The sequence below is a fragment of the Celeribacter litoreus genome, assembly GCF_020165855.1.
Lineage (GTDB): Bacteria > Pseudomonadota > Alphaproteobacteria > Rhodobacterales > Rhodobacteraceae > Celeribacter > Celeribacter litoreus.
On the sequence record NZ_JAIUFY010000005.1, the window covers coordinates 16,388 to 35,862 of the forward strand.

Consider the following 19,475-nt stretch of genomic DNA (forward strand, 5'->3'; position numbering starts at 1 on the left):
GCGCATCATGCGCAAGCCAAGGACCGCAGCCACCGATGTCTCAAGCGCAGCCAGAGGCCATGGATATTCTCGCTCGTTATCAACGCCTTCCGGGGGTTGCTGACGAGCTGTTTGATCCAGCGGGACATATGCGTCCCGTATGGCGTCGGTTTGTTGCGCGCTTTTTGCGTTTGTCGTCGGATGATATTCGGGCGAGGTTTGAGCGCGGGGATCAGTATCTTCGGGATGCGGGCGTGTTTTATCGCCAATATTCCAACGATCCGCTCGCAGAACGGGATTGGCCGCTGAGCCATATTCCTGTGATCCTCCACGAGCAGGAGTGGGACCAAATTTGCGCGGGTCTCACCCAGCGCGCGAATTTGTTGGAACAGGTCATGGCCGATCTCTATGGCCCTGCGAGACTTGTCGCAGATGGACATCTGCCTGCGGAGTTGATCGCACGCTCGGAGCAGTGGCTGCGGCCAATGGTCGGGGTGCCTCCGCGCGGCGGGCATTATCTGCACTTTCTGGCCTTCGAGATCGGGCGTTCTCCGGATGGCACCTGGTTCGTTGTCGGGGATCGGACACAGGCCCCGTCGGGTGCTGGTTTCGCGCTTGAAAACCGGATGGCGACAGGGCGCATCTTTCCGGAACGCTTTCCGCGCGCACACATCCACAAGCTTGCGGGCTTTTTCGGGACGTTCCGCGATGCGATGGAGGATTTGGCGTCCCCGTCCTACAAACGTCCCAAAGTCAGTGCGATCCTGACACCGGGCCCCTCGAACGACACCTATTACGAACACACATATATCGCCCGCTACCTCGGGATGATGCTCCTCGAAGGGGAGGACATTGTTGTCGAAAACGGTGAGGCGATGGTGCGCACCATCGAAGGGTTGCAGCCTTTGGGGATGTTGTGGCGCCGTATTGATGCGACTTTCGGCGATCCTCTGGAATTCGACGAAAACTCGCACATTGGTGCGCCGGGCCTGATGGATGCGGTGAGGTCGGGAGAGTTGGGGCTAGCGAACGCATTCGGCTCCGGCATTCTGGAATCTCGAGCGATGATGGCGTTCCTGCCGCGCGTGGCCGAGGTTCTGACCGGCGGGCCTCTGATGATCCCGAACATCGCGACATGGTGGTGCGGCGGAGAGGCCGAACGCGCCTATGTACGTGAGAATGTCGAGAATATGCTGATCGGACCCGCGGATGCTGTGAACCTGCCGTTTGACCTTGATTCAAGCACAGCGCTTGGCGGGAAGTTTATGGGCGACGCCAAGGAAAGCATTTCCGACTGGCTCGAACGCGAAGGTGATCGTCTCGTGGGACAGGAGGCTGTGACGCTTTCGACGACGCCCGCTTGGGAAGATACCGAAGACGGTGGTCAGGTCGTTCCGCGTCCGATGACCGTTCGCGTGTTCGCGGCTCGCACCGCAACGGGTTGGCAGTTCATGAAGGGCGGTTATGCGCGGATTGGTCGGTCCAACGATGCGACAGCGCTCGCGATGCAAAGCGGTGGTTCCGTTGCTGACGTCTGGATCGTCGCCGACAAACCGCTCCCGAAAGTGGTTTCGCGGACGGACGAGCCGGATAATTATCGACGGACCAGTCCGGGCACTTTGCCCGCACGCGCGGCAGATAACCTTTATTGGCTCGGGCGCTATGTTGAGCGCACCGAAGATGCGGTGCGTCTGATCAGAGCCTATCACTTGCGTCTCGCCGCGACGGATAATCGCAACGATGTGCGCCTCAAGACACTCTACGCTTACATGGAAGGGTTCGGCTTTGATTTGAACGAAACCTTTCCGACCACGTTGATCCAGCGAATTCAAGCTACGCTGGCCTGTGCGTCCAAGGTGCGGGACCGGTTTTCGACCGACGGGATGCTGGCGCTGAAAGATTTGCTGAAGACCGCGAAACGGATGCAGGAGACGGTGCAGCCAGGAGATGACTGCGCGCGTGCGATGTCCGTGTTGATCCGGAAGATGGCGGGGATCAGCGGTCTCGTGCACGAAAATATGTATCGCTCGGCGGGATGGCGTTTTCTGAGCTTTGGGCGTGCGCTTGAGCGTGCCGATGCCGTTGCGGCGGTCCTTGCGGAATTTGCCGATCCGGATGCGCCGGAGGGGTCGCTCGACCTCGCGGTGGAGGTTGGGGACTCAATCATCACTCACCAACGGCGGTATCGTGTTGAGACGAGCCGCAATGCGGTTGTCGACCTTCTTGCGCTGGATGCGGACAACCCGCGTGGGCTGTTGTTCTTGATCCGTCAGTTGGGAATTCATGGCGCGGCTTTGCCGGATGCGGAGCGTGACGGCCGGCCGTCGGACGTGATGAAGGCAATCCTGCCGCTTGAGACCGAATTGGCCTGTGCGACGCCGGAGGAGCTCACAAGCGAGCGCATTCTTTCGATCCGTTCTGATCTGGGCCGGATTTCGGACCTTCTGACGACGGTCTACCTGAGGTGACGCATGCTCTATGATCTCGGATTGACCATCACCTACAGTTACGCGAGCCCATCGGATCGGGCGCGAACGATCCTGCGTCTTCTGCCCGCGAATGTCCCTGGCGTTCAAACCGTGCGGCAGCGGCTACTCGAGATTATGCCTTTGCCGGAAGAGCGTCGCGACGGGCGGGACTTTTTCGGAAATGAGACGAGTATGGTCGCGTGGCATTCGCCGATTTCGGAACTGTCGCTCAAAGTAACGGCTCAGGTCGAACGCTTTGAACCCGCGCCACTTTTCGACTTTTCGCCGCCTTTGGAGCAGTTGCCGCAGGAGTTGGCGGGGCTTCAGTCCCTTGATCCGGAAGCGCCGCACCATTTCCGCTGCGCCTCACCGCGGGTTTCGACGTTCGACGAAATTACAGCCTACGCGAAAGAGTGCCTGACGGATGGTGTGACGGTGCTCGGGGCGATTGAGGCCGTCGGGCGGGCGCTTCATAAGGACATGAAGTTCGACGCGGAGGCCACGGATGTGGATACGCCGCTACAGGATGCGTTTGAGAAACGTCACGGCGTCTGTCAGGATTTTGCGCATATCATGATCTCTGCTCTGCGCGGGATCGGCATTCCTGCCGCCTATGCGTCGGGCTTTCTCCGCACCTTTGCGCCGCCGGGGCAGCCGCGTCTCGAAGGGGCCGATGCGATGCACGCGTGGGTGCGGGCGTGGGCCGGCAATCAAATGGGCTGGGTGGAGTTTGACCCCACCAACGACCAGTTCGCCGGTGGGGACTATATCACGATCGGTTATGGTCGCGATTATGGAGATGTTGCGCCGGTGCGCGGCGCGATGCGGTCTTCGGGAGAGCACACCACGACCCAAGCCGTCGATGTGATCCCCCATGAGGACGCAGTCGCCTCAGACTGAGGCCAGAAGCTCATCGATGTGAGCTGGGCCGACCGGACGGATGCGGGTCGGGTTCAGCGACTTGATCGAGTAATATCCGCGCGTGATGTGATCCATGTTCACGGTTTCTGCGACGCCTGGGAGGCGGAAGATGCGCTCCATGTAAGCAGACAGACGCGGGTAATCAGCGATCTGTTTCAGGTTACATTTGAAGATGCCGTGATAGGCAGCGTCAAAGCGGATGAGCGTGACGAAAGTCCGGATGTCCGTTTCTGTAATCCGGTCGCCGAAGAGGTAATCGCCGGTGAGGCGCTCTTCCAACATATCGAGCGTTTCGAAGACGCCTTGGACGGCCTCATCATAGGCTTCCTGCGACGACGCGAATCCGGCTTTGTAAACGCCGTTGTTCAGGTTGTCGTAGATCACCGGGTTCAGGGCGTCGATTTCAGACGCAAGATCGTCTGGATAGAGACGCGGTGTCGGTGGGACGATCTCGTCAAACGCCGTGTCGAACATGCGCACGATGTCGGCGCTCTCGTTGTTCACGAGCGTATTGGTTTTCATATCCCACAGAACCGGCACCGTCGCACGACCGGACACGTGCGGGTCAGCTCGCGTGTAAAGTTCGTGCATATACTCGGAGCCAAAGAGCGGGTCCGCATCGGCACCGTCATATCCACCGAAGGCCCAGCCCTGATCTGTTAGCGTCGGATTGACGACGGTCACAGGGATGATGTCTTCGAGGCCTTTGAGCTTGCGTGCGATGAGCGTGCGCGAGGCCCAAGGGCAGATGAGAGCGACGTAGAGGCGGTAGCGTCCGGCTTCGGCTTTGAAGCCTGCTTCTCCGGTCGGCCCAGCCGAGCCGTCCGGAGTGATCCAGTTACGGAAGCTTGAAACCTGCCGAACGAAACGGCCTTTTTTGTCGGCTTTTTGAACCGGGTCCCAGCTTTTGGCCCATTTTCCGTCAACAAGCATAGTTACGTCCTCAGTAATAGATAAAGCTGCGCATCGAGACAGAGGCGATGTCAATCGTGTCATTCATGAACATCAGCTCGTCTTCTGGCAAGGAGGCGCCAGCGATTGTGAGCGCAGGCAGGTAGTGGTCGACCGACGGGTGCGCCATTTTAAGCAGATTTCCCAGACCGGCTCGGTCTGTGATCGTTTTATGATCACGCGCCTGCAGACGATCCGCGACGAGGGTGTCGAATTCTTCGGCCCAGTCATACGGGCGTCCGCCAAAACGCATGGTGCGCAGGTTGTGAACGATGTTGCCGGAGCCGAGGATCAGAACGCCACGGTTGCGGAGGTCCTGAAGGGCCTGACCGATTTCGAGGTGGTGGCCGAGGTCTTTTGTCATGTCGATCGACAGCTGGAACACCGGTACGTCTGCATTCGGGTAAAGGAATTTCAGAACGGACCAAGCGCCGTGGTCGAGACCCCAAGTGTCGTCACCTTCTGCGTGGTGGCTTGCGAGGAGGCTCACGACCTCTTTCGCGACATCCGGTGCGCCCGGTGCGGGGTATTGCTCCGCGAAGAGCTCCTGGGGAAAGCCGTAAAAGTCGTGGATCGTTTTCGGCATTTTCGAGACATCGACGAGGGTCGAACCGCGGGTCATCCAGTGCGCGGAAACGACGAGGATAGCTTGCGGTTGGGGCAGAGCTTCTCCGAGACGTTTCCAGCTACGGGAATAGCTGTTGTCTTCGATGGCGTTCATCGGGCTGCCGTGTCCTAGAAAGACGACCGGCAGGCGATCAGAGGATTTGAGGCTGTCTTTGAGCCGTTGGAGCTGTTGAACAATGCTCATGTCGGTCTCCTTTCAAGGACGGAGGCATAGAGTTGGGTGGAAGGGCCACGCCAGTTTGGCGTGGCCTTTGCATCTTATTTGCGTTTGAGCGGGTAGAGCGCGTAAGGCCCGTCGCCCAGCAGTACCAGAGAGGCCTGCACCAGTGCCCACATTGCCGGATATTCCCAGCCACCGCCAGCGTTAGACCAGTTAAAGCCTGCGCCCCAGTGAGCGAAGATTGCTGCGCCGACGAGCGGGAAGACGAGCGCGGCGGACACGAGGCGGGTCGCAATGCCGAGGATGAGGGCGATACCGCCGCCAATCTCTGCGATCATGGTCAGGTAGCCGAGAGCGCCCGGAAGACCAATGCTCTCAAAGAACCCTGCGGTCCCGGCAGGGGTGAAGACAAAGAGCTTCACCAGGCCGTGAAAGAGGAACAGGACGCCCGTGGTTACACGAAGGAGGAGGGCGGCATACGGTGCAGTTTTCAGGTCGATCATATCTTGTCTCCGATCTAAAGGTTACGCTGCAATCCAAGCAGGCGCGATGTTGGTGCCTTGGCCGAGCATGTAGCCGAAGCTGATGTTCATGTAGCCAAGCGGTTCGAGGTAACGGGCGTTGCCGAGGCCACCAGCGTCGCGGGCGTCAAAGCCGGTGTCGTTTGCGAGAGCGATCACACGTGCTTTTGCATCTGCGTCGTCAGAGGCGACAAACGTCTGGATCTTGCGGCCGTCGAGGGTCAGGTCGCCTGCGTAGAGCTGCGCGAAGACCGTATTGAATGCTTTTACCACAGGTGCGTCGACCAGTTTGGCAATTTCTTCTGCTGCGGAGGTCGTGTGGCCAACTTGCAGAGCGGAGAAGTCTTCGGTCACAGGGTTGGAGAGGTCTACAACGATCTTGCCTTTGAAGTCGTTGTTTTTGGCAACTTCGAGGCTTGCGTTGTAAGGGGTTGCAAGGATGACGACTTCGGCTTGTTTGATGGCCGTTGCGACGTCTGCAGCTTGGACAGTGACGCCAGCTTCTTTGAGTTTGGCTGCCGCTTCTGCGCCGCCTTTCTCGTCAGAGAGGACAACCCCGTGAGAGGTTTTGCCGATTGCAGATGCGAGGCCGGAGCCGATGTTGCCAGAGCCGATGATTGCGATGTTCATAGTGTTGGTCCTTTGTTTCGGTGCGTCCCAGCGTGGTCGCCGTTGCTGACGCTTTGTTTCTTTCGATGACCTGAAGATGCCTCTTGCGGCTGCGGAATAAAATGGCGAAGGTATGGAATAACCTTCTCCAATTTGTTCGCAATGGTGGATCATGGATTTAGTTGATGGATTGCGCGCCTTCGTGGCGACGGCTGAGACCGGCTCGTTCACGGCGGCGGCAGACAGGCTCGGCATCTCGAACCGGCTCACGTCGAAATACGTTGCAGAACTCGAAGAGCGTCTCGGAGTTCGTCTCCTTCAGCGCACCACGCGCAAAGTCGGCCTCACCTCGTCCGGCGAAGAGTTGCTCGCGCGGGCGCCTGCGCTCTTGGATGAGATGGACGACATGCTGGGCGCAGTCACTGAGGACACGCGTGGCTATTCCGGCACGCTGCGCATCTCCGCGCCGGTGACGTTCGGGGAAGTTTACGTTAAGGACCTACTGAGCCGCTTCGCGAAACCGCACCCCGACCTCACGATCGATCTGCGCCTCAATGACGCCTATGTAGATTTGGCAAGTGAGGGGATTGATTTGGCCTTCCGGATCGGCACCCCGAGCGTCTCGGCGCTAAAATCCCGCAAGATCGGCGGCATCCGCACGATCGTCGTCGCGTCGCCAGAGTATCTCGCAGAGCACGGTAGGCCCGAGAAACCCGAGGATTTGCTCTCTCATCGGTGTTTGGTGGATACGAACCGGAGAAATCCGTCGCGCTGGGTTTTCCCCTCCGAAGGCACGGATATCGTCGTGGATGTCCCGTCGAGCTTTATGGTGAACAGTGCGAGGGTGGCGCGTGATTTGGCGCTAAGGGGAGAGGGCATCGCCTACTGTCCGACCTTCATTGCCGCTGAGGATGTTGAGGAGGGCCGCCTCGTCGAACTTATGCCGGATTACGCCTATTCGGATCACCCTGTGAGCGTGGTCTATCTCGAAGGCCGCACTTTGCCGCGTAAGGTCCGTGCCCTGATCGACTTCGCTGTGAAAGACTACCGGCAGGCCGAGAGCGGCGGATAAATATGCGAAACTTGACCTGAGCCAAGGTCAGGGCGCACCATGAGACGATAGCGTGAAACCCGGATCGCGCCCGCTGGAGCGGGACGCATGACACAAATCGGGAGACTGCCGTCATGAAAACTGTCACCATCCTAGGACCTTCACAATCCGGCAAATCGTCATTGGCCGCGGCTCTTGCCGGGCTGGATGCGGGACGCGCCCGCAGCCTGAATATGTTCGGTGAGACCGCGGTTACCCTATTTAATTATCTCGATCAGGATTGGGCCTTCCTCGAATGCGCAGGAGGCAGTGATGCCCTCGCACAAGTGGGAACCGCCTTGGCCGCGAGCGACGCTGCCGTGCTCTGTGTCCCTGCTGATCCCGACGCTGCAGTCTTGGCCGCGCCGTATCTCCGACTTCTCGAGGCATCCGGTCTACCGACCATGATTTTCCTAAACAAAATGGACGCTGCCCAAGGTCGCACCGCGGAAATCGCGGCCGCGCTTCAGACCTATTCGGCCCACGGCATTGTCCTCCGCGAAATCCCGATCCGCGAGGGCGACGAGATCACCGGCGTTGTCGATCTGATTTCCGAGCGCGCATGGGCCTTCCATGAGGGTGAGCGCTCGTCCCTCGTTGAAATGCCGGACAGCGCGCGCGCCCGTGAGGAGGAGGCCCGCGCCGAACTGCTCGAACAGCTTTCCGATTATGACGATCACCTCCTGGAAGAACTCATTGAGGATCAGAAACCGCTCACCGAAGAGCTCTACGACGTGGCGACTCGCGTCCTGCAGCATCACGACCTGATTCCCGCATTCCTCGGCTCCGCGTCCCATGGCTTCGGCCTCACCCGCCTGATGAAGAGCCTGCGTCACGAGGTGCCTGGCGTAGAGGCGCTCTCTGAAAGATTGGAGGACACTCCTGTCGCCGTCGGTATTTTTGGCGATCAGATCAAGCACCTCGGCAAAACCGTTCTCATCCGCGCCGTCGGCCAGCCCGTTCAGCCCGGCTCTGTCGTGATGGGCGAAACCATCGGCTCGATTGTCGATATCGATACCAAAACGGCTGTCACTGAACTCAAACCGGGCGACGTCGGTTTGACCGTCAAAACAGAGCACCTTGCACTGCGCGCACCGGTTTACGGCGCAAATGGCGCGCTCGACACTCCCGATTGGGCCAGCGCACATAAACCGAAAAACCGTGTGCTGATTGCCCCCGAAAGCGATCGTGACGAAGCCCGTCTTTCGACTGCGCTGGGCAAACTCGCGGATATCGATCCGGGTCTGTCCGTTGGACAAGACGGGTTGAGCGGGAAAACTGTGCTCGCCACCCAGGGTGTGCTTCATCAGCGCCGTGTCCTTGAAAAACTCTCCGACGTTTTCGGGATCAATGTCGCGACCGAAGTCATTCCTCCTGCCCTGCGTGAAACCATCTCGAAAGCGGGAGGCACCCATTACCGTCACCGCAAACAGTCCGGTGGTGCAGGGCAGTTCGCAGATGTGGTGATCGAAGTTGCGCCTCTGCCGCGCGGCTCCGGCTTTGTGTTCGCGGAGACCGTCAAGGGCGGCGCCGTTCCGCGGAACTACATGTCTGCGGTCGAGGCCGGTGTGCGTGAGGCATTGGAATCTGGTCCAAACGGACTGCAGGTGGTCGACGTCCAAGTGACCCTGACTGATGGCAAACACCACGCCGTTGACAGCTCCGATTTCGCGTTCCGCATGGCCGCAAAATCCGCAGTTCGTGAGGCGTTGGCCGGATGTAAACCGGTTGTTTTGCAACCGATCGACCGGATCGCGATCCATGTCCCGAGCATCTACTCCGGTGGTTTGATGCCGCTTGTGTCTGGCTTGAAGGGCCAAGTCCTCGGCTTTGATGCGCATCCGGATGCACCCGGTTGGGATGTCTTTAACGCGCTCCTGCCGTCGAATGCCGAGGCCGAACTTTTCCTCGCGCTTGGCTCTGCGACACGCGGCACGGCGTGGTTCCAGACCGAACTCGACCACTACGAGGAAACGTTTGAAGACCTCGCCAAGTTGATGCCAGCCTGATCCGAAAGTCATTTTTGAAAGTGTGCCGCCGCCGTTGGGAAACCTGCGGCGGCGCTGTTTTGAGATGTGGTGAGGTTTACTTAAGGAAGACACGTTAGCCTGATGGGGGAATGAACGACGGACACACCAAATTGCACCGCCCAATTGCTTTTCTCGGGGCCTCGGGCCGTATCGGTCGCTTGCTACAGGCAGTTGAAAGGCGGCGTCCGGACCCTTTGCGCAGGTTTGCATGGCAATATCGGCACGGCGTAGATGTCGGCGCATCTCGGTTTCTCTGGAGCGACTTCTCCGACCCCTCACCATTCATTGATGCGCATGCGCGGTTTGGCTTCCAAACACTCTGCGTGTTCACAGGGGCGGCAGGTCAGGCGATCTTTTCCCGTGAGCTGCAGGAGCACGTTGCGCTCACATCCGCGTCCCTGACGGCCGCTCAGTCGGCTGGCATCTCGCGTGTCCTCGTTGCGTCGTCCTCTGCCATATACGGTGCGGCGATCGCCCGTCCCTTTCGCGAAACCGATCCCGCCCAGCCGATCAACGCCTATGGCGCCGCAAAGCGAGAGGTTGAACGCCTTTGCTCCCGATATCGCGCGCAAACCGGACTGGAGATATGCGCGCTGAGGATTGGCAATGTCGCGGGCGCGGACAGTCTGCTCGGACGTCTATGTCCCGAGACGCGGGAGCAGATCGTCTTGGATGTTTTCCCGGACGGAGCTGGGCCACGAAGGTCATATGTGGGAGCGCATAGCCTCTACGACATATTATGTGCCTTGAGTGATTGCGCTAGTCGTCTGCCCGAGCGTTTGAATGTCGGTGGATGCACTCCCGTGTCGATGGACCAGCTCTTGAAAGCGGCAGATATTCAGTGGGTTGCGCGACAATGCGCGAGCGAGGGGCATCAGAACATCACTTTAGACTGTAAGCTTCTTGGCTCTCTTTGCCCCGAGGTCAGCGGAGCCTCTCACGCATCAGACCTCGTTTCGGAGTGGCGCTCACTGAGGGCGATGCAATGACGTTCTCGAAACGAATATTTGACCTCGTTTGGGCATTGGGCCTGATGGTCATTCTCGCTCCGATTATCTCAGGCGTGTTCCTTGCGGTCCTCCTTATCGACGGGCGACCTGTCTTCTACGTTTCAGAGAGGATGAAGGCGCCAGAACAGGGCTTTCGGCTCATTAAATTCCGCACGATGCAGATCGTGAAGAATGACAGTGGTGTGTCTGGCGGAGACAAGGCCGCCCGGATTACGCGAACGGGGGCTTTCCTGAGACGAACGCGGCTGGATGAACTGCCACAGCTTTGGAATATCCTGAGTGGCGACATGTCCTTTGTTGGGCCTCGCCCGCCCCTTCGTCTCTACGTGGCGCGTTGTCCCGAGATTTACCGGACCGTCCTGCAAAGCCGTCCGGGCGTCACCGGCCTCGCGAGCCTTTATTTTCACAAACATGAAGCAAGTCTGCTCGCTCCTTGTGCATCCTCTGAGGAAACCGATGAAGTCTATGTCCGGCGCTGCGTGCCACGAAAGGCGCGCCTCGACCTGATTTATCAAAGAAACAGGTCTCTTTTGCTGGATGTTAAAATCTTGGCAAGGACGCTCGGCGTAATCTTTGCGCATCGTTAGATACGGGATTCGATCCCGCGTGGGAAAGTCGGCAGATCAGGTGTATAAGAAGGTTCTCATCGCAGGTTTAACCACGCTGCCGCCCGCAGTTGTCAGACTCATTCTTATGAGTTCCGACTGTGCTGTATTGGTGCTGTCTCTGACGCTTACAACGATTTTTCTTCATGGCGTTCCAGCAGACGTATGGCCTCCTGAACAGTTTTGGGCCTACGCGGCTACTTTGGTTGCGGGCGCTGTTTCTGTCACATTATTCCGTCTTCATCGGATCAAGTTGGTCATTCTAAGTGCTTCTGATGTATTAACTATTTTGCACTCGAGTGCAGTGATCGCGTCGATCTGTTTTGTGACGACATGGCTTGGCGGGGGCTCTCGCGCAGTCGAAATGGGGATCGGTGTTGGTGTGTTTGCTTTTGCTGGTTTGACTGGCTCGCGTGCGCTTGCCGTCAAGGTTTTGAGCGGGACCCGTCATCAACTTTGCAAGCGTCGCAAAGTGGCGATTTTCGGGGCAGGAACTGCGGGTGTTCGTGCTGCCAGCACGCTGAGTAGAACGACATCTGCACAAGTTGCCGGATTCTTCGATGACAACCGATCTCTACAAGGGATGGAGATTGGCGGAGTGCCGGTTTGGTCCCCGGAAGCCATGGTCTCAAAGATCAGGAAACATCACATCGAGACACTTGTCATTGCTTTGCCGGACGCTGCGCAAAGCCGCCGTGCCAGGGTGCGTGATCTTTGCGAGACTGCGGGCGTTAAGGTTGAGTTTTTGCCGAACTCGATTGATCTCCTCGTGTCGGGTGCGGGGCCGCGCCTGCGGGGCGTTGATGCGCGAGACCTTTTGGACCGTCAGAATGTCGATCTGAACCTCCCCGAAGTCGGGGCGAATTACACGGGCCGCGTGATCATGGTCACTGGCGCAGGCGGGTCGATCGGGTCGGAGTTGTGTCAGCAACTGCTGAACTTCAGACCGGCAAAGATCGTGCTATTCGATATGAGCGAGTTCAATCTGTATTCCATCGATATGGCGCTAAAGCGCCGAGCGGAAGAATTCGGTGTCGATATCGAGCCATATCTCGGGACGATCACAGACCGGGCCAGACTACAGCATGTGATCAGGTCTCAACGCGTCGAGATCATTTTGCACGCCGCCGCCTACAAGCACGTGCCGATGGTGGAGGGAAATGTGGTTGAGGGCGTGCGAAATAACATTTTTGGAACGAAACGCCTCGCCGAGGTCGCTGTCGAGACTGGTGTCTCGCAGTTTGTGTTGGTGTCGAGTGACAAAGCTGTGCGCCCCAAGGGGCTCATGGGCGCGACCAAGCGCATTTCGGAACTGATCTTGCAGGACATGCAGACAAGGAACGACCGAACGAAATTTTCTATGGTCCGCTTCGGAAATGTGCTCGGGTCCTCGGGATCAATGTTGCCTCTGTTCGTCTCACAGATCGACGCCGGTGGGCCTGTCACTGTCACGCATCCCGATGCCAGCCGCTACTTTATGACCGTACAAGAAGCCTCGCGCCTCGTGCTTCTCGCGGGGGCATTTGCAGAGGGGGGAGATGTTTTCGTTCTTGATATGGGAGAGCCGCAGAGCATTCTCGCGATCGCGAAGAAGCTGATCCAGCTTTCGGGACTGGCTGTTCGAGATCCGATCTCTGGCGAGGGAGATGTCGAAATCGCCTTCATCGGTTTGCGGCCCGGGGAAAAGCTTCACGAAGAGCTCTTTTGGGATCCCGACAATCTATTCTCGACCCATCACCCGAAGATCTTCCGCGCACAAGAAGCCTGTCTAAGCCAATTCGAGGTGGCAGGTTTGCTCAGAGAACTGCAGCATGCGATTGACGCTTCAGATGAAGACCGCGTGAGGTCGGTCGCCTTGGGGTATGCGCGCGGGTGCTCCCAAACGCGGCGTCTCGGAATTTCTCACGACGTGCCTGTGCGAGAAAAACGCTGCCTGTAGAGACAAGTTCCCTGTATAGACGCACGGAATGTCGTCCGTGAGAGTTCTGGGGGGAGCGTCGGAATGATAAAGGGGTTTCCGATTTTCGTGCTTGCCTATGGGCTTAGCCAATTCTACCGCGCATGCCTTGCGGTGTTTGCTCCTGTTTTGAAAACAGACATCGGACTCGGTCCCGAACAGATATCCTCGGCTCTGGGCGTCTGGTTCCTCGCCTTCGCGGCCATGCAAATCCCTGTGGGTTGGCTATTGGACCACTGGTCGCCGAAAGCCACTGCGAGTGTGCTGCTCATCGTCGGAGGGGGCCTCGGGGCAATCGTATTTTCCTTCGCGCAGGGGCCGACGGCCGTCTCAGTAGCAATGGGATTGATCGGGATCGGATGCTCGCCTGTCTTGATGGCCGGTCTTTACATCGTCGCGCGAAGCGCCCCGCCGGCGCGGTTTGGCACATTGGTCGGCCTCATTCTCGGCCTTGGGTCTCTAGGGAATGTAGCGGCATCCGTGCCGCTGACCTTCTCGCTCAACTTGATCGGGTGGCGCGCCACGCTCTGGGTTCTGGCGATTTTGGCGGGGTTCATAGCATTCCTTTTTTATCGCTTCGTGAACGACCCTCCGCGGCTCAAACCCAGTGATGGGGCCGGAAAAGGGTTGCGTGATTTGCTCCGGCTGAAATCTCTTTATCCGATCTTTCTTATCGCGATGGTCGCCTATGCGCCCGGGGCTGGACTTCGGGGGAGTTGGATTGGGTCATATCTGACGGACGTGTTCGGGGCCTCCCCTGCGCAGATCGGCACCGCGACCTTGTGTATGGCGTTCGCGATGATCGGCGGTGCACTTGCGTTCGGGCCGATCGACCGCCTCATCAGAAGCTACAAGTGGATCGTCGGGGGAAGTGCAGCAATCACCTTCATTGCGGCATGCTGCCTGTGGTTGGGATTGGGCGAAACGTCCATCGTGGGCTCTGTCGTCCTGTTTGCTTTCGTCGGCTTCTTCGCCTCGAATTATCCGCAGATCATGAACCACGGGCGGAGCGTGATCCCTCCGGAACTCGTCGGGCGCGGGGTGACGCTCATCAATCTGTTTTCGATTGGCGGCGTCGGGTTGTCCCAGATGGTCACAGCGCGATTGTTCGCGAGCGGGGCCGCGTCATCCGGCTATTCGATGGTCTTCGGCTACTATGCCCTCTCACTGGTCGTTGGTGGCAGCGTGTATCTGCTTTTCGCACGCGATCCGCGCTGAGGCTTGTCCGGTGCCGAGCGCTGATCTAGGAAGAAGCGGAAAGGCGGGCCGATGATCACCTATCTCAAGGGCTTTCGGAAAAACAAAGACAGCTTCATGGCCTCTGTTGCGGAATGCGATGGGGGTGGTCGCGTTCTTTGGTTCATTCCGCTGTCGCTTCGTGATTTCCCTGAGACTGATGCTCGTGTAGCCGAAGCCCTCGCCGTCGCCAAAAGACAGCCCAAAGGCCCTGTGTCTCGCGTTCTGAAGAGCCTCTTGATCCGCCTGCAATACAACGGCTCCCGTCGCTATTTCTCGCGTCACCGAGAGGCAATTGCAATGTGCTGGAACGGTTTGACCGGCTCCCGACGCGTCTTCATGGAGGGCGCGCGGGATGCAGGTGTTCCGACACTCTATGCGGAACTTGCGCCGTTCCCGGGACGCATGCAGTTGGACCACACAGGGGTCAATGCGTGCGGGTCCTTGCCGCGTGACCCGAGGTTTTACACGGCGTGGGCCAATGGGAATTCCGAGCGACAGGGCGACGGTTGGCGCGAGCTCGGCGCGAACCTCACGGCGCGGGCGTCGCGCCGCGCGGACGTCGGGCAGAAATCGGGATCTGCGCTTGCGGGCGAGAACTTTATCTTTGTGCCGCTTCAGGTCCCCAACGACAGCCAGATCACAATGTTTTCCGGTTGGGTGGGGTCGGTCCCAAATATGATCGAGATGCTCGCACTCACGGCCCCCTCGCTGCCCGAGGGGTGGCATATCCGGATCAAGGAACATCCGTCGGCCAAGACATCCCTCGCGGAGGTTTTGGAGCGGGCCGTCGAGACGTCGGGGAACCGCATTATCATCGACAACGAAACGGATACCTTCGATCAGGTCCGTGCGAGCAAGGCCGTGCTGACGATCAACTCTTCGGTCGGTTTGCAGGCCTTTTTCTACGACAAACCGGTCATCGTGCTCGGGGAAGCGTTTTTCGCGCTGCCGGGTCTGGTGCATCCTGTCGGCGCGATAAATGCGCTGGATCAGACCATGGAAGAGGGGGAATCGCTTGGCTTTGATCCGGCTCTGCGGGCCGCTTTCATGAATTATCTTGATGAGGTCCATTTCCCAAAAGTGTCCGTGGACGCGGATGGGCGGGTCTCAGTCGATGAATTTGCCGCAAAGTCGTGCATTCGTGCCGCCCGTGCGGCGATGGGGCATTAAGCCTCTTTTCTCCAAAGCCCCTTTCTTGTAAGGCTCCGCGCCAGTCACCCTTAGACTGATGAGGAGACCCAAATGGGCTATAAAGTCGTCGTCGCTGGCGCCACGGGCAATGTGGGCCGCGAAATGCTGAACATCCTCGCCGAGCGCGAGTTCCCTGTGGATGAGATTGCGGTGCTGGCATCGCGTAAGTCTCTCGGCACTGAAGTGAGCTTTGGCGACAAGACCCTGACCACCCAGGACCTCGACACGTTCGATTTCGCGGGCTGGGACATGGCTCTCTTCGCAGTTGGCTCCGAGGCAACGAAAAAATACGCGCCGAAAGCAGCGGCTGCCGGTTGTGTCGTGATCGATAACTCATCGCTCTACCGCTACGATCCGGAAATCCCGCTGATCGTGCCGGAAGTGAACCCCGACGCGATCGAGATGTATTCCAACAAAAACATCATCGCGAACCCGAACTGTTCTACCGCACAGATGGTTGTGGCTCTGAAGCCGCTCCACGACCGTGCGAAGATCAAACGCGTTGTCGTCTCCACCTACCAGTCCGTGTCCGGCTCAGGTAAAGCGGCGATTGACGAGCTTTGGGACCAGACCAAGGGCATGTATGTCCCGGGTCAGGAAGTTGAACCGAAGGTCTACCCGAAACAGATCGCCTTCAACGTGATCCCGCACATCGATGTGTTCATGGACAGCGGCGACACCAAAGAAGAGTGGAAAATGATCGCCGAGACGAAGAAAATCGTTGACCCGTCGATCAAAGTCACCGCGACCTGTGTGCGTGTGCCCGTCTTCGTTGGTCACTCCGAGAGCATCAACATCGAAACCGAGGACTTCCTCGACGAGGATGAAGCCCGTGAAATCCTGCGCACCGCGCCGGGTATCCTCGTGGTCGATAAACGTGAGCCGGGCGGCTACGTCACTCCGGTCGAGTGCGTCGGCGACTTCGCGACCTTCGTGTCCCGCATCCGTCAGGACGTCACCGTTGAAAACGGTCTGAACCTGTGGTGCGTGTCCGACAACCTGCGCAAAGGCGCGGCGCTGAACGCGGTGCAGATCGCTGAACTGCTCGGTCGTCGGGTTCTCAAGAAGGGCTAATTCGCCCTGACATAGGTAAAGAATTCCAAAGGGCGCTTTCGGGCGCCCTTTTCTGTTTCGGCGGGGTTTCGCTCCCCCGTGCATGGCACGGTCCGCTCGCGGGGATATGTCTTGCGTTGAGCGAAGAGTTCTAAGACCCTTGCCTCAAGCCATTGGAGGAAATCATGTTCTCGCTCATTCAAAGTCGCCTTTTAGCGTCCACGGCACTTTGCGCCGCTCTTTTTTCACCCTCCGCCTTCGCTGATCAGTTCGACGTTCATAGCGTCGTGAAGGACGTCACCCTCTATCCCAACGGGGCGATGATCCACCGTAAGGTGACTGTGAGCCTCCCTGCGGGTGAGCACACGATCACGATGGCGGATATTCCCTCAATCACGGAGACCGAGTTTGTGTCCCTGATCGTCGAGGTTGATGGGCGCGCGGTGGGGTCTCTGTCCTATGAAGAAAAGACCCTGACTGAAGCAGAGCTCTACGCGTCAGAGACCGCTCAGGCCGCCAAGGAACGCTTGGAGGCACTGGAAGACCAGCTTCGCGCGAAAGAGGCAGATCTTTCCGCAATCCAGCTGGAGGCAACGGCGGCCGAAGATACACTCGCCTACCTGCAAAAGTTGGGGAATGCGGAGACGCAGGACCCTGTGAACATGGCAGGCATCGCCCGCATGATCCGCGAAGAATCCCTCGCCGCGCGCCTCGCGATTCAGGACGCAAAAGAGCGGGCCTTCGTTGCGGATCGCGATTTGACCGAACTCCGTGAAGAGGTCGCAAAGGCCCGCCTTGACCTTGAGAGCTTGGTCCCAACGGATGTGGAGCGCCTGCACATCACTGTTCCCGTGACCGTGTCCGCGCCTGCGGATGTGGAGGTGAGTGTGTCCTACATGACCGACGACGCCTATTGGGAGCCGCGCTATCAGGCGGTTCTCGATACGGAGGCGGAGACGCTTGCTCTGCGCCGCACCATTGTGGCCGTTCAGGAGACGGGTGAGCCATGGTTCGACGTGGCGCTGACCGCAGCAACAGATGACCCACGCCGCCGTGCGGCCCCGAGCAACATCTATGAACGGGTTCGCCGTCTTTACGAGCCGCATCCGAATTTGCGAAGTGCGATGAGTCTTGAAAGCGACTCGCGCGGCTATGCGGAACCTGTCATGGAGTCGCCGGTTGTCATTGAAGATCGCGCAACCGTCCAGCTTGCGGGGCTAAGTCAGACCTACGACGTCGGCGTCATTGAACGCCTCCTTTCAGAGCGCTCCCAAACAGAATTTGCATTGAGCTCAGTGGAATTTGAGCCGGAGATCGTCGTCCGTGCGGTGCCGCTTTATGAAGATACAGGATACCTGATCGCCTCTTTCACCAATGAGAGCGGAGAGCTTTTGGTCCCAGGTGAGGTGCGTCTCATTCGTGATGGCGTGACCCTCGGGACCACCATGCTTGATGCGCTCGTCGATGGCGGTGAGCTTGATATGGCGTTTGGCCCGATTGACGGGATTCAGGTGTCGCGCATCCTCGAGAGCCGCAACGAGGGCGACCGCGGCATCGTCTCCAAATCGAACGAAGAGGAGAGCGCGTGGCGGATCGAGGTCGAAAACCTCACCTTCAAAACGTGGCCCATCGAAGTACTGGATCGCGTTTCGGTCACTGAGCAGGAAGACCTGAAAATCGAATGGACGGCCACGCCGATGCCGGATGAGCAGGGGTATGAGGATCGCCGTGGGGTGCTCGCATGGCGGTTTGACCTCGCGCCTGCGGAGATGAAGACGATCAAGCTCTCGGAGAAACTTCGCTGGCCGGAGGACTATGTGCTCGATTGATCGTGACAGGTTGAAGCGTCTTTTAACTATTCTTAATGGTCGGCCCATTCTCTTTTAACGTCTGGAAATAGAAAGTAAATTTGAGGCAGTCTCGCGGCAACTTCGAGACTGCCTCAAATTGTTCTTATGTGCCGTTTCTCATGCGTTTGAGACTGTGGTCGAATGGTCCCGGATGCAGGGTCAGAGTGATCAAGAGGCCCTTTCCATCCCCTCGAAATTAAAGCGAGAGAAAGGATAGGGCCATGACTGACTATGCCGAAAAAGCGCGTGAAGGGCGGGCAGTTGCATTGAGCCTGCAAGAAAGCGGTGGTGTGGTGTTTTTCCCAGAAGGCTTTGATGATCACATCCATTGCCCTGTGGAGACGACCCGACGTGTCGTGACCCAGATGAGCAAACCTCTCTTCGTGCGCTCCGAGTCCGCGCATTTCTTCAGGCATGAAAAAGGCGCAGGGGACTGTCACCCCGCGCCTTACCTGTTGTCTGCTGACCTATTGGTCGTCGCCGGTCGGGCCTAACCTTAGACCGGCACGAACTCTTTCGTGTCAGGCTCATACTGAAGCAGGTCGCCATCGCCGATATCGGTCCAGAGACCGTGGAGCGTGAGGTTGCCGCTGTTGACGGCTTCCTGGACGAACGGGAAGGTCATCAGGTTCTCAAGCGAGATCAGGATGGACTCTTTTTCAAGCGCCGCTTTACGGTCGGCTTCAGGAACTTCGAGCACACGCTCATAGCCCGGGCGCAGGATGTCCATCCAGCGACCGACGAAGGACGATTTCTGTTCAAGCTCAGGCGCGTGGCCGGAGCACATGTCGTAGCAGCCCTGAACGCCGCCACAGCTGGAGTGCCCGAGGACGACGATATGGGCGACTTTGAGTGCGGTGACTGCATACTCGATCGCAGCAGACGTGCCGTGGTGGTCGCCATCGTCGGTGAACGGCGGGACCAGGTTCGCGATGTTGCGGTGGATGAAGAACTCGCCCTGATCAGCGCCGAAAATCGAGGTCACATGAACGCGTGAATCGCAGCATGAGATGATAAAGGCGCGCGGACGCTGCCCTTCGGTTGCGAGGCGTTTGTACCAAGATTTGTTCTCGGAAAAGGTCGTTGCTTTCCAGCCATGGTAGCGTTGGACCATATAGCTGGGAAGTGGGCGTGCGTATTTCATGGCGCGAAACTCTCCGTTGCGGATCTCGTCAGTCAATCAACGAGAATGTAGTGACAGTTTTCGTGAATTT

The 19,475-nt window shown here is 58.4% G+C and carries 17 protein-coding genes; 12 read left to right on the forward strand and 5 right to left on the reverse strand.

Annotated features, from left to right (window positions below):
* Positions 1–35: 35 nt before the first annotated feature.
* Together LA304_RS01975 and LA304_RS01980 are read left to right on the forward strand one after the other, a co-directional pair.
* Positions 36–2,447 (forward strand): circularly permuted type 2 ATP-grasp protein, encoded by a 2,412-nt coding sequence (locus LA304_RS01975; RefSeq protein WP_224501448.1) that lies wholly within the window; start codon positions 36–38, stop codon positions 2,445–2,447.
* 3 nt (positions 2,448–2,450) lie between these two features.
* A complete protein-coding gene (locus LA304_RS01980) occupies positions 2,451–3,347 on the forward strand; it encodes a transglutaminase family protein (RefSeq protein WP_224501449.1) in 897 nt (298 codons plus the stop codon).
* Here LA304_RS01980 and LA304_RS01985 read toward each other — a convergent pair.
* From LA304_RS01985 to LA304_RS02000, 4 genes are all read right to left on the reverse strand, one after another.
* A complete protein-coding gene (locus tag LA304_RS01985; protein ID WP_224501450.1) occupies positions 3,339–4,301 on the reverse strand; it encodes a glutathione S-transferase family protein in 963 nt (320 codons plus the stop codon). The two genes, LA304_RS01980 and LA304_RS01985, sit on opposite strands and share 9 nt — an antisense overlap.
* A 10-nt stretch (positions 4,302–4,311) precedes the next feature.
* Positions 4,312–5,130 (reverse strand): 4,5-DOPA-extradiol-dioxygenase, encoded by an 819-nt coding sequence (gene ygiD, locus LA304_RS01990; RefSeq protein WP_224501451.1) that lies wholly within the window; start codon positions 5,128–5,130, stop codon positions 4,312–4,314.
* Between the two features lie 74 nt (positions 5,131–5,204).
* Positions 5,205–5,609 carry a DoxX family protein gene (locus LA304_RS01995; RefSeq protein ID WP_224501452.1) on the reverse strand — a complete coding sequence of 135 codons (405 nt, stop codon included), beginning with the start codon at positions 5,607–5,609 and terminating at the stop codon, positions 5,205–5,207.
* A 21-nt stretch (positions 5,610–5,630) separates the two neighbouring features.
* Positions 5,631–6,491 carry an NADPH-dependent F420 reductase gene (locus LA304_RS02000; protein WP_318010674.1) on the reverse strand — a complete coding sequence of 287 codons (861 nt, stop codon included), beginning with the start codon at positions 6,489–6,491 and terminating at the stop codon, positions 5,631–5,633.
* On the opposite strand from LA304_RS02000, the gene LA304_RS02005 reads away from it, so the two are divergent.
* The 10 genes from LA304_RS02005 (at position 6,409) to LA304_RS02050 (ending at position 18,755) form a co-directional block, all read left to right on the forward strand.
* Positions 6,409–7,308, forward strand: a complete 900-nt coding sequence (locus LA304_RS02005; RefSeq protein ID WP_224501454.1) for a LysR family transcriptional regulator — start codon at positions 6,409–6,411, stop codon at positions 7,306–7,308. The genes LA304_RS02000 and LA304_RS02005 overlap by 83 nt on opposite strands.
* A 113-nt stretch (positions 7,309–7,421) precedes the next feature.
* Positions 7,422–9,335: an elongation factor G gene (locus tag LA304_RS02010; RefSeq protein WP_224501455.1), complete on the forward strand. Its 1,914-nt coding sequence runs from the start codon at positions 7,422–7,424 to the stop codon at positions 9,333–9,335.
* A 110-nt stretch (positions 9,336–9,445) separates the two neighbouring features.
* Positions 9,446–10,345, forward strand: a complete 900-nt coding sequence (locus LA304_RS17930) for an NAD-dependent epimerase/dehydratase family protein (protein WP_224501456.1) — start codon at positions 9,446–9,448, stop codon at positions 10,343–10,345.
* Positions 10,342–10,953 (forward strand): sugar transferase, encoded by a 612-nt coding sequence (locus LA304_RS02020; RefSeq protein WP_224501457.1) that lies wholly within the window; start codon positions 10,342–10,344, stop codon positions 10,951–10,953. The genes LA304_RS17930 and LA304_RS02020 overlap by 4 nt, the downstream gene beginning before the upstream one ends.
* Positions 10,954–11,296: 343 nt before the next feature.
* Positions 11,297–12,910, forward strand: a complete 1,614-nt coding sequence (locus LA304_RS02025; RefSeq protein ID WP_224501458.1) for a polysaccharide biosynthesis protein — start codon at positions 11,297–11,299, stop codon at positions 12,908–12,910.
* 63 nt (positions 12,911–12,973) lie between these two features.
* On the forward strand, positions 12,974–14,146 hold the full coding sequence (locus LA304_RS02030; RefSeq protein WP_224501459.1) for an MFS transporter: 1,173 nt from the start codon (positions 12,974–12,976) through the stop codon (positions 14,144–14,146).
* A gap of 51 nt (positions 14,147–14,197) precedes the next feature.
* Entirely contained in the window at positions 14,198–15,337 is a 1,140-nt protein-coding gene (locus LA304_RS02035) for a capsular polysaccharide export protein, LipB/KpsS family (protein WP_224501460.1), read from the forward strand.
* Between the two features lie 72 nt (positions 15,338–15,409).
* Positions 15,410–16,432 (forward strand): aspartate-semialdehyde dehydrogenase, encoded by a 1,023-nt coding sequence (locus LA304_RS02040; RefSeq protein ID WP_224501461.1) that lies wholly within the window; start codon positions 15,410–15,412, stop codon positions 16,430–16,432.
* A 164-nt stretch (positions 16,433–16,596) separates the two neighbouring features.
* Complete coding sequence (locus tag LA304_RS02045; RefSeq protein WP_224501462.1) at positions 16,597–18,240, forward strand: DUF4139 domain-containing protein; 1,644 nt, start codon at positions 16,597–16,599, stop codon at positions 18,238–18,240.
* Between the two features lie 242 nt (positions 18,241–18,482).
* A complete protein-coding gene (locus LA304_RS02050) occupies positions 18,483–18,755 on the forward strand; it encodes a hypothetical protein (RefSeq protein ID WP_224501463.1) in 273 nt (90 codons plus the stop codon).
* A gap of 2 nt (positions 18,756–18,757) precedes the next feature.
* On the opposite strand, the gene LA304_RS02055 is transcribed toward LA304_RS02050, so the two are convergent.
* Positions 18,758–19,405 carry a carbonic anhydrase gene (locus LA304_RS02055; protein ID WP_224501464.1) on the reverse strand — a complete coding sequence of 216 codons (648 nt, stop codon included), beginning with the start codon at positions 19,403–19,405 and terminating at the stop codon, positions 18,758–18,760.
* Positions 19,406–19,475 lie beyond the last annotated feature (70 nt).